The following is a 9679-nucleotide window of genomic DNA, read 5'->3' as shown; positions in this document are numbered from 1 at the left end:
AGGACCCGGGCGCGCGTGTGTGCGCCCGGGTCCTCGCCCTGTCATGTCAGGGGCCACCGGGACAGGCGTCCGGCGACGACCGGTACGTCGAGGTGGTCCTGCGACACGGCTAGGCCCCGAACACGTCGGTCCGGGGCCGCTCGACCACCGGGACCAGAAGTCCCGGATCGCGGACGCCGTGTTCGGTACCGTCCCGCTCGGCCGGACCGAACGGGACGGGACACCGCCCCGGAGAGCCGCTCACTTCACCGCCCCCGCCATCACCCCCGACACGAACTGACGCTGGAAGGCGAAGAACACCGCCAGCGGGATCACCATCGACACGAAAGCTCCCGGCGCCAGCACGTCGATGTTGTTGCCGAACTGGCGTACCTGCTGCTGGAGCGCCACGGTGATCGGCGGGGAACCCGAGTCCGCGAAGATCAGCGCGACCAGCATGTCGTTCCAGACCCAGAGGAACTGGAAGATCCCGAGCGAGGCGATGGCCGGCCCGCCGAGCGGCATGACGACCCGGGTGAAGAGCCGGATCTCGCCCGCCCCGTCGAGCCGGGCGGCCTCCAGGAGCTCCCGCGGGATCTCCGCGAAGAAGTTCCGCAGCAGGAAGATCGCGAACGGCAGCCCGAACGCCGTGTGGAAGAGGACCACGCCGAGGGTGGTCTCGAAGATCCCGAGGGTGCCGAAGAGCTTGGAGACCGGGATCAGCGCGACCTGCACCGGCACCACCAGCAGCCCCACCACCACCAGGAACCACCAATCGCGGCCGGGGAAGTCCATCCAGGCGAAGGCGTAACCGGCGAACGAGCCGATCACCACCACCAGCACCGTGGACGGCACGGTGATTATCACCGTGGAGAGCAGCGAGTCGGTGATGGCCGGGTTCGACAGCAGGTGCTGGTAGTTGTCGAGGGTCAGCTGGGACGGGGTGGTGAAGACCTGCCACCACCCGCTCGCCGCGATGTCCTTGCCGTCCCGCAGGGAGGAGAGCAGCAGCCCGATCGTCGGCATCAGCCAGAACAGGGCCACCAGGACGAGGAAGACCCGCATCACCCCGCCGCCCGCCCGCGCGGCGATCCGCACCGCGAGCGACGGACGGGCGGCCCCGGCCGTGGTGGTGGACGCGGTGGTCGTGACCGAGGTCGTCATCGGCGCCCCTCCTTCCGTATCCGCCGGATGTTGAAGGCCATCACCGGGATCACCAGCAGCAGGAGGAGGACGGCGATCGCGCTGCCGACCCCCAGGTCCGCGTCCGTACCGAACGAGGAGCGGTACAGCTGGAGGGCGAGGACGTTGGCGTCGTCCTGGGAGGAGCCCGGCGCGATGATGAAGATCAGGTCGAAGACCTTCAGCACGTTGATCATGAGTGTCACCAGCACCACCGCGAGGACCGGCGCCAGCAGCGGCACGGTGATCCGCCGGAACACCTGCCACTCGTTCGCCCCGTCGACCCGTGCCGCCTCGAGGAGTTCGCGCGGCAGCCCGGCGAGGCCCGCCGCGATGAGCACCATCGCGAAGCCCGCCCACATCCAGATGTAGCTGCCGATGATCCCCGGGGTGACCAGGCTCGGGCCGAGCCAGGAGACCCCGTTGTACGGCTCGCGGAAGTTGTCGGCGGGCAGCCGGAGCACCGCTCCCTCGGCGGCGGCGGGCAGCGAGAAGGCCCCGTCCGCGCCGGCCGTGGCGGTGGCGACGACCTTGCCGCCCTTCACCGCCTCGACCTCGATGCCCTTGAGACCCAGCTCCTTCGGGTCGACCACGTTGGGCTTCCCGCCGCCGCCCCTGGTGAAGTCCAGCCAGGCGGTGCCGGTGATCCGGTCGCCGTCCGGAGCGGGGGTGCGGGCCGGCTCCGCGTCGCCGGGCATCTTCTCCGGTACGACCCCGACCAGCGGCAGCAGCACCGGGACACCGGCCCGCACCGTCGTCTCCGTGACGAAGGACCCGCCGCCGCCCGCCTTCAGCGGGTGCACCGGCAGCGGGTGCGCCTTCGGGAACCCGGCGGACTCCGCGAAGGTGTCGTGCACGCCCACCCAGACCGCGTTGGCCACCCCGCGCTCCGGGGCCTCGTCGTACACCAGCCGGAAGATGATCCCGGCGGCCAGCATGGAGATCGCCATCGGCATGAAGACGACCAGCTTGAACGCGGTGCCCCAGCGGATGCGTTCGGTCAGCACCGCGAAGATCAGGCCGAGTGCGGTGGAGACCGTGGGCGCGAGGACCACCCAGATCAGGTTGTTCTTGACCGCCGTACGGATCGTGTCGTCCGTGAACAGCTTCTGGTAGTTGTCGAGCCCGGCGAAGCCGGTGCCCGGCTGGTCGAGGAACGAGCGGTAGACGGAGTAGGCGATCGGATAGACCACCAGCGCGCCCAGCAGCACCAGCGCGGGCAGCAGGAACGCCACCGCGACGGCTCGGCGGGAACCGGTGACCGTGCGGCCGGAAGGGCTCCTACGGGGGCGGACGGGCGGGCCCGGGTGGGCGGGGGGCACCGCACCGGCGCCCCCCGTCGTCGCTGTCGTCACCGCGTCAGCTCTTGTACGCCTCGGCGGCGGCGGACTCCAGAGCCCGCTGGGTCCCCGCGACGTCCTTCGGGCTCTTCAGGAAGTCCTGGAGGATCTTCCACTCGCCCTTGCCCGGCGTGCCGCCGAAGGACTGGGGCGCCTGGTCCGACATGTCGAACCGGACCCCGTCCCCGGCCGCGATCAGCGCTTCGGCCATGGTGCGCTGCACGTCGTTCGGGTACGCGGCCGTGTCCAGGGACTTGTTCGGCGAGAGGAACCCGCCCGCCCCGGCCGAGATCTTCGCCGCGTCCGTGGACGCCAGGAAGGTCAGCAGCGCCTGGGCGCCCTTGGTGTCCTTCAGCGCCACCGCGGCGTCCCCGCCGGTCACCACCGGGGAGTCCGCGCCGACCGCCGGGAACGGGAACACCTTGGCGTCCGTACCGATCTTCGCGTCGGTCTCCGCGATGTTGACGGCGACGAAGTCGCCCTCGAAGACCATCGCCGCCTTGGGCTGGTCCCCGCCGGTGAAGGTCTGCGTCACCGAGGCCGGGAACTCCGTCTGGAGTGCCCCGGACGCGCCGCCCGCGATCAGCTCCGGCTTGCCGAAGAGCTGCGCCAGCGCGGTGAGCGCGTCCTTCACCGACGGGTCCGTCCACTTGATCCCGTGCTTCGCCAGCTGGTCGTACTTCTCCGGACCCGCCTGGGAGAGGTAGATGTTCTCGAACCAGTCGGTGAGGGTCCAGCCGTCCGCACCGCCGACCGACACCGGGGTGATCCCGGAGGCCGACACGGTCTCCGCGGTGGTGAGGAAGTCCTTCCAGGTCTTCGGCTCACTCGCGCCCGCGTTCTCGAACGCCTGGGCGTTGTACCAGACCAGCGACTTGTTGGCGGCCTTGTAGTAGACGCCGTACTGGGTGCCGTCCACGGCACCGAGGTCCTGCCAGACCTGCGCGTAGTTCTGGCCCAGCTGTGCCCGTGCCTCGTTGCCGACGGGCTTGGCCCACTTCTTCGCCACGGCCTGCTGGATCGCGCCCACCTGCGGGATCATCGCCACGTCCGGCGGCTGGCCGCCCGCGATCTTCGTACCGAGGAAGTTGACGATCGGGTCCTGCGCGGGGACGAAGGTGACCTCCGCTCCGGTCCGCTTCTCGAACTCGTCCAGGACCTTGGTGAAGTTCTGCTGTTCCGCGCCCGTCCACACGGCGGCCACGGATATCCGCTCACCGTCCAGACGAGGTAAGGCGACGGTCGACGTGGGTGACTGGCTCGCACCGGCGGTGGGGTCCGCGGTGTCCTTGCCGTCCTTGCCGTCGTCCGAATCGCCTGAGCAGCCGGTCAGCGCCAGGGCGCCCACCGCGGCGAACACCGCCGCCGCCCGCCCCAGTTGTCGGGTTCTGTGCATGTCTGCCCCGTTTCCCGGCGACCGCGTCCGCACGCTGCCGTGCGAGTGCCGCGTCGTCCGTGGGCACAAGTCCTACGCCGGAGCGCGGATCACCCGCAATACCACCGCAGGGGCCGGGCGGACGATCGTGACCTGCTCGTGACGTCGTTCCGGGAGGAAACGCGCACCTGGTGGACAGGGGGCAGAAGGACAGGTCCGTCCCCCGGGAAAGCACCGGAAACCGTCGTACGTCATGAGGAGACGGGCGGCAGCGGGGGCAGCCGTTCGGCGTTCACCGATCGAGCCGCGCGCTCCAGCGCGCTGGCCAGGAGCGCCAGGTCGGTCGGCCCGTTGCCCAGCTCGCGGACCGGGCGGCGGGTCGGCGGATCGCCCATCCGCTCCCACTCCAGCGGTACGACGGTCGGACGCAGGGTCGCCGTGCGCGGGATGCGTCCCGTCACCCGCCCGCCCTGGAACGGGGTGACCCGGCCGTCCGGATGCCCCAGCCTGCCCCGCCCCGGGGCCGGTTCGTCCGGCGAGGGCGGCAGCACCGGCGCGTCCAGCACGATCCGCAGCCGGGCGCCGCGCGCCAGCTCGGTGTCCTCGGTACGGTCCGGGCGGCCCGAGGACGCGACCAGATGCACCCCGAGTCTCCCGCCGTCCCTCGCCACGGCCTCCAGCGCCCGCACCACCGACCCGGCGGCCGGCCGTCCCGGGCTGCCGAGCGCCGGAGCGACCAGCGCGTCGAAGTCGTCGGCGAGCACCACCAGCCGGGGCAGCGGCGACGGGCCAGGGTCCACCGCCCGCGGGTCGGTGGTCCGCAGTCGCAGCGTGCCGGTCACGGAGGAGGCGGCCGGGGTGTCGAGGCCCCCGCGCTGCTCGGAAGGGCTCGGCGGACGCTGGCCGACGAGCCGCCGGGCGACCTCTTCGCGGATGTGCCACTCGGTGAAGTCCAGCCCGCCGAGGAGTTCGGCGCGGCGCTTCAGCTCACCGCCGAGCGCACGGGCGAACTCCCGCATCCGGACCGGGTCGGAGGCCGACAGATACGAGAAGACGTGCGGCAGCTCGGTGCAGGGGCGCAGCCCCTCACCCGGCTCGCCGCTCTCTCCGCCGGCCCCGGCACCGTCCACCAGCAGGATGCCGAGCCGGTCGGGACGGGCGGCCGAGGCGAGCGAGGCGGCGACCGCCCGCAGCAGTTCGGTACGCCCGCTGCCGGCGGGCCCCTCGACGAGCAGGTGCGGCCCCTCGTCCGCGAGGTCCACACTCACCGGCCCCCGGGGCCCGGCCCCCAGCACCACCACCGGTCGTCCGGCCTGTCCGCCCGCCCCCTCACCGGCCGAAGCCGGTGCGGGCGTGGGGTACGGGGTGCGCTCGGAGTCCGTACGGGGCGCGGGCGCCGGGTACGGGGTGTCGCCCGTACCGCGCGCCGTGACGCCCGGGTACGGGGTGCGGCCGGAGTCGGTACGGGAGTCGGGGGCGCCCGGGTACGGGGTGCGGCCGGAGTCGGGTGAGTCGGTGCGTTGGCCGCCGACCAGGGGAGCGGTGCGGATCGGGCCCGTGGAGAGGGTGCGGCCGGGGCTCGGGGTGTCCTGTGGGTCGCGGAACCGTCCCGGGGTGGGGGTGGGCCGGGACGAGGCGCCGGGCTGGCGTTCGGCCGTCGACGCCCAGCGGGCCATCAGTGACGCCGGGGTGGCCCGGGCCAGGCCCAGTTCGTCCAGCAGCCGGGAGGAAGGCGGCAGGGCGGCGGTCTTCGCGAGGTCCGCCGGGGCGCCGGGACCCTCGTCCCGCAGCGGGGCCAGCGCCCGGCCGAAGCGTTCCGCCCAGGCCGGGGACACGGCGTCCACGGTCGCCACCGTGCCGTGTCCGGCGACCTGGCCGCCGGCCGTGCGCAGCAGCCGGAGCGCGGTCGCGACGTCCCCGCTGAGCATGGCGACGGCCCCGCACTCGCGGAAGGCGAGGGAGGCGTGGCAGGCGGCCTCGTAGGTCGCGGTGACCGGGGAGGTGGGCGAGGCCGGCGGGGTCTCCGCCAGGCAGATCAGATGGATTCCGGCCGCCGCGCCGGCGCCCGCCAACCGTGCGGTCGTCTCCCGCAGCGCCGCAGTCCCGGGGTCGCCGTCCACGACCAGCACGGTGTACGGACCGGTCCAGGCATCGGCGGCCTCGGCCACCGCGTCACGGCCGGCGTGCGGCCAGCCGGGACCGAGCGGGCTCTCGTCCAGCCTGCGGACCAGTTCCGCCGTACGGGCCGCCGCCTGCTCCCGGTCGTACGCGAGGAGCAGCCGGCAGTCCTGTCCGCGCATCGGCCGCAGATGCGGCAGCCACCCCAGCCAGGACCAGGCCTGCCGCCGCTCGTCCGTCGTACGGTTGCGGTCCGTGCTGATGAGCACGATCTCCAGGTCGGTGGGGGAGTGCAGGGCCGCGAGCTGGGCGACCGCGGAGCGGGCCAGCCCGGTGAGGCGCTCCCACGGCCCGGCGAGTCCCAGCGAACCGGCCTCGCGCAGCCCGACCGTCACCGGTACCGAGGGCAGCTCCGCCCGGTCGGTCGTGCCGAGCCGGAGGGCGAGCGCCTCCGGGTGGCCCGGGTCCCGCTCCCAGAGCCGGGGGCCCGGTCCGAGCGCGGTCAGCAGCACCGCTGCGGGGTCGGGCCAGGTGCCTGCCGGGGCGGAGGGGGTCAGGAACCCCGAGTGCCCCGAGGCGGACCGGGGGGCGGGAACGGCCTCGGAATCCTGCGCCTCGTGGCCGGCGCGGCCACCGGCCAGCCGACGGGCCCAGGCGCTTATGCCGCCGCGCCGGGGCGGCTCCGCGCCGAGCCGGGGAAACGGGCCGGTGTTCTCCTGGCGGTACGCCGAGTCGTGGCCGGACGGCCGGGTCTCCTCGGCGAACGACCCGTGCCCGTGGGCCGGGTCGGGGCCGTCGGCCCCGGGCTCCGGGCGGGCCACCCGCAGGTGCCCCTCGCCGTCCGGTGCGGTCGCCAGCGCCGGGGGGCGGGGGCCGGTGGTGAGGCGGAGAGTGGACTCGCCCAGCCGCAGCAGGGCGCCCGCCGACAGCGGGACCGGCCTGGTGCCGATCTCGGCGCCGTCCAGCGAGGTGCCGTTCGTGGAGCCGAGGTCGGCGACCGTGACCCGGCCGTCGCCGGACACCGTGACCGCGCAGTGCAGCCGGGAGACGTCGGGGTCGTCGAGCGGCACGTCCGCGTCGGCGGAGCGGCCGATCCGGATCTGGCCGCCGTGCAGCAGATGGACACCACCCGCGTCGGGGCCCGCGACCACGTGCAGCCGGGCCGGGACCGAGTCGTCCGAGGACGGCTCGTCCTCACCGGGGGACTGGAGGGAGAGCACCGCGCCGTCGACCAGCGGCGGCTCGCCGACCGAGAGGCGCTGGGCGTCCAGCCGCTCCCGTCCGGCGAAGAGGATCACCGCGCCGCCGCCCAGTGACCCCTCGGGGCCCTGGACCGCCGAAGCCAGGGCCGAGGCCACGGCGGCGAGCGCCGTGCCCGCCGGGGCGGTGAGCAGGACATCGCACGCGCGCGCCGGTGCGTGGCCGGTGCGCGGCGCGAGGACGGTCAGCCGGATCTGCATCGCCGTCAGCGGTCCCTTCTGCGGGTCGCCCGGCAGGGGACCTCCCTGTGATGCCCCCCACCCGGCGCGGACGCGTCGTCCGGTACGGGTCGTCACGTACCGCAGGGCTCCCGCTCCCGCAGTTCCGTGCTGGAGGCATCCTCGCACCTGCCACCGGCAACACGCCCACGGGTCATGCATAAGTGATCTTGATTGGTCGGGTGTGGGCGTAAAAGAGCCTGCTTGGCCCGGGTTCGGACAGTTCCGCGTGAGCGGGCCGTGGAGTGGGCAGACGTACGGACGCCCCGGGGCAACCGGCCGGTCGCCCGTCGCGTCTTTTCCGGAGCGGGCACGTGAGGGCTCGCGCGGCTGTCGGGAAGCAACCGGGAAATGGCCGGAAACCGGCGGGTCACAGCGTGAACACAGCCCGTTCGCGACCCCTCGGCGGCCGGTTCGGCACCATTAGAGTGGGGCTTTTACCGACCACCGTCCCCACAACAGCAGGGAGCGCATGACGTGCGGCCCGTAGGCAGCAAGTACCTGCTCGAAGAGCCGCTCGGACGCGGCGCCACGGGCACCGTCTGGCGAGCCCGCCAGCGGGAGACCGCAGGGGCCGAGGCGGCCGTCGCGGGGCAGCCCGGCGAGACCGTGGCGATCAAGGTCCTCAAGGAGGAGCTCGCCAACGACGCCGACGTGGTGATGCGGTTCCTGCGGGAGCGCTCCGTGCTGCTCCGGCTCACCCACGAGAACATCGTGCGCACCCGCGACCTGGTGGTCGAAGGGGACCTCCTCGCCCTGGTCATGGACCTCGTCGACGGCCCCGACCTGCACCGCTACCTCCGGGAGAACGGCCCGCTGACCCCGGTCGCCGCCGCCCTGCTCACCGCCCAGATCGCGGACGCGCTCGCCGCCAGCCACGCCGACGGCGTCGTCCACCGCGACCTGAAGCCGGCCAACGTCCTGCTGGACCAGCGCGACGGCACCATGCGCCCGATGCTGACCGACTTCGGCATCGCCCGGCTCGCCGACTCCCCGGGGCTGACCCGCACCCACGAGTTCGTGGGCACGCCCGCGTACGTGGCCCCGGAGTCCGCCGAGGGCCGCCCGCAGACTTCCGCCGTCGACATCTACGGCGCCGGCATCCTGCTGTACGAGCTGGTCACCGGCCGCCCGCCGTTCGCCGGAGGCACCGCGCTGGAGGTGCTCCACCGCCACCTCAGCGAGGAGCCCCGCCGACCGTCCACCGTCCCCGAACCCCTGTGGACGGTCATCGAGCGCTGCCTCAGCAAGGACCCGGACCGGCGGCCCAGCGCCGAGAACCTGGCCCGGGCGCTGCGTACGGTCGCCGCCGGCATCGGTGTGCACGCCAACTCCACCCAGATCGCCGCCGCCGACGGTGTCGGTGCGCTGCTCGCCCCGGACCCCGCGCCCGCGCCCGTACCCGAGACGCCCGGCGCCGCCGACCCCACGCAGGTGCTGCCGAGCTCCGGCGGCCCCTTCGGCGCGGGCGGGTACGACCCGAACGCCGCCACCAGCGTCATGCAGCACGGGCAGTTCCCGGGCGGCGCGGGCCCCGCGGCCGACCCCACGGCAGTCCTGCCGCCGGTGCCGCAGCACCCGGACGGATCGCCGCAGGACCCCGCGCACCCCTGGCAGTCCCAGCTCCAGGCCGCGCGCGACCGCAACGAGCAGACCCAGGTGCAGTACCTCGACCCCGCCGACGACCCGCTGCGCCGCCGCCCCCAGCGTCAGCAGCCGCAGCAGCAGCCCCCGCAGCGGCAGCAGCCCCAGCAGCAGCGCCCCCAGCACCAGCAGTACCCGCCGCGGCAGCAGCAGCCCCAGCACCAGAACTACCCGCCCCAGCAGCCCCAGCAGTACGCGCCCCAGCAGCAGCAGCAGCCGCCGCAGCAGCCGCAGCAGTACGGTCGGCAGCAGCCCCAGTGCCAGCAGTACGCGCCCCCGCAGCAGCCGCAGACACCCGCCCCGCGCGAGCCGCGCCAGCCCCGGCAGCGCAGCGCCAACCCGATGAAGATCCCCGGGCTCGGCTGCCTCAAGGGCTGCCTGTTCACCATCGTGCTGCTCGTCGTCGCGGGCTGGCTCATCTGGGAACTGACGCCGCTTCAGGACTGGGTCGACCAGGGCAAGGGGTACTGGGAGGCGATCGGCGACGCCATCAGCTCGGTGACGGGCTGGATCTCCGACCTCGGTGGCGGCAGCGCCTGACCCGGCGTCGCGCACCGGCGGCG

5 protein-coding genes are annotated in these 9679 nt (G+C 73.8%); 1 reads left to right on the top strand and 4 read right to left on the bottom strand.

Going from position 1 to position 9679, the window contains the following annotated elements; translation table 11 throughout:
- Window positions 1-240 precede the first annotated feature (240 nt).
- From ACFWEP_RS08355 to ACFWEP_RS08340, 4 genes are all read right to left on the bottom strand, one after another.
- On the bottom strand, window positions 241-1143 hold the full coding sequence (locus ACFWEP_RS08355) for a carbohydrate ABC transporter permease (protein ID WP_387367527.1): 903 nt from the start codon (window positions 1141-1143) through the stop codon (window positions 241-243).
- Window positions 1140-2516, bottom strand: a complete 1377-nt coding sequence (locus tag ACFWEP_RS08350; protein ID WP_387367524.1) for a carbohydrate ABC transporter permease — start codon at window positions 2514-2516, stop codon at window positions 1140-1142. The genes ACFWEP_RS08355 and ACFWEP_RS08350 overlap by 4 nt, the downstream gene beginning before the upstream one ends.
- 4 nt (window positions 2517-2520) lie before the next feature.
- The gene (locus ACFWEP_RS08345; RefSeq protein WP_387367521.1) at window positions 2521-3897 is read right to left on the bottom strand and encodes an ABC transporter substrate-binding protein; all 1377 of its coding nucleotides are present in this window, start codon (window positions 3895-3897) and stop codon (window positions 2521-2523) included.
- Between the two features lie 230 nt (window positions 3898-4127).
- Window positions 4128-7454 (bottom strand): FHA domain-containing protein, encoded by a 3327-nt coding sequence (locus ACFWEP_RS08340; protein ID WP_387367518.1) that lies wholly within the window; start codon window positions 7452-7454, stop codon window positions 4128-4130.
- A 495-nt stretch (window positions 7455-7949) separates the two neighbouring features.
- On the opposite strand from ACFWEP_RS08340, the gene ACFWEP_RS08335 reads away from it, so the two are divergent.
- Window positions 7950-9656 carry a serine/threonine-protein kinase gene (locus ACFWEP_RS08335; RefSeq protein ID WP_387367515.1) on the top strand — a complete coding sequence of 569 codons (1707 nt, stop codon included), beginning with the start codon at window positions 7950-7952 and terminating at the stop codon, window positions 9654-9656.
- Window positions 9657-9679 lie beyond the last annotated feature (23 nt).

Origin of the sequence: Streptomyces sp. NPDC060198 (assembly GCF_042728415.1) — a bacterium.
Taxonomy (GTDB): Bacteria; Actinomycetota; Actinomycetes; order Streptomycetales; family Streptomycetaceae; genus Streptomyces.
Note: the sequence above shows the minus strand (reverse complement) of the source record. Positions and strands in the feature narration are given on the sequence as shown.

What these genes read in the sequence shown, in the direction of transcription:
- ACFWEP_RS08355 (WP_387367527.1), bottom strand. Translation starts at nt 1,143, where the DNA reads ATGACGACCTCGGTCACGACCACCGCGTCCACCACCACGGCCGGGGCC.
- ACFWEP_RS08345 (WP_387367521.1), bottom strand. Translation starts at nt 3,897, where the DNA reads ATGCACAGAACCCGACAACTGGGGCGGGCGGCGGCGGTGTTCGCCGCG.
- ACFWEP_RS08340 (WP_387367518.1), bottom strand. Translation starts at nt 7,454, where the DNA reads ATGCAGATCCGGCTGACCGTCCTCGCGCCGCGCACCGGCCACGCACCG.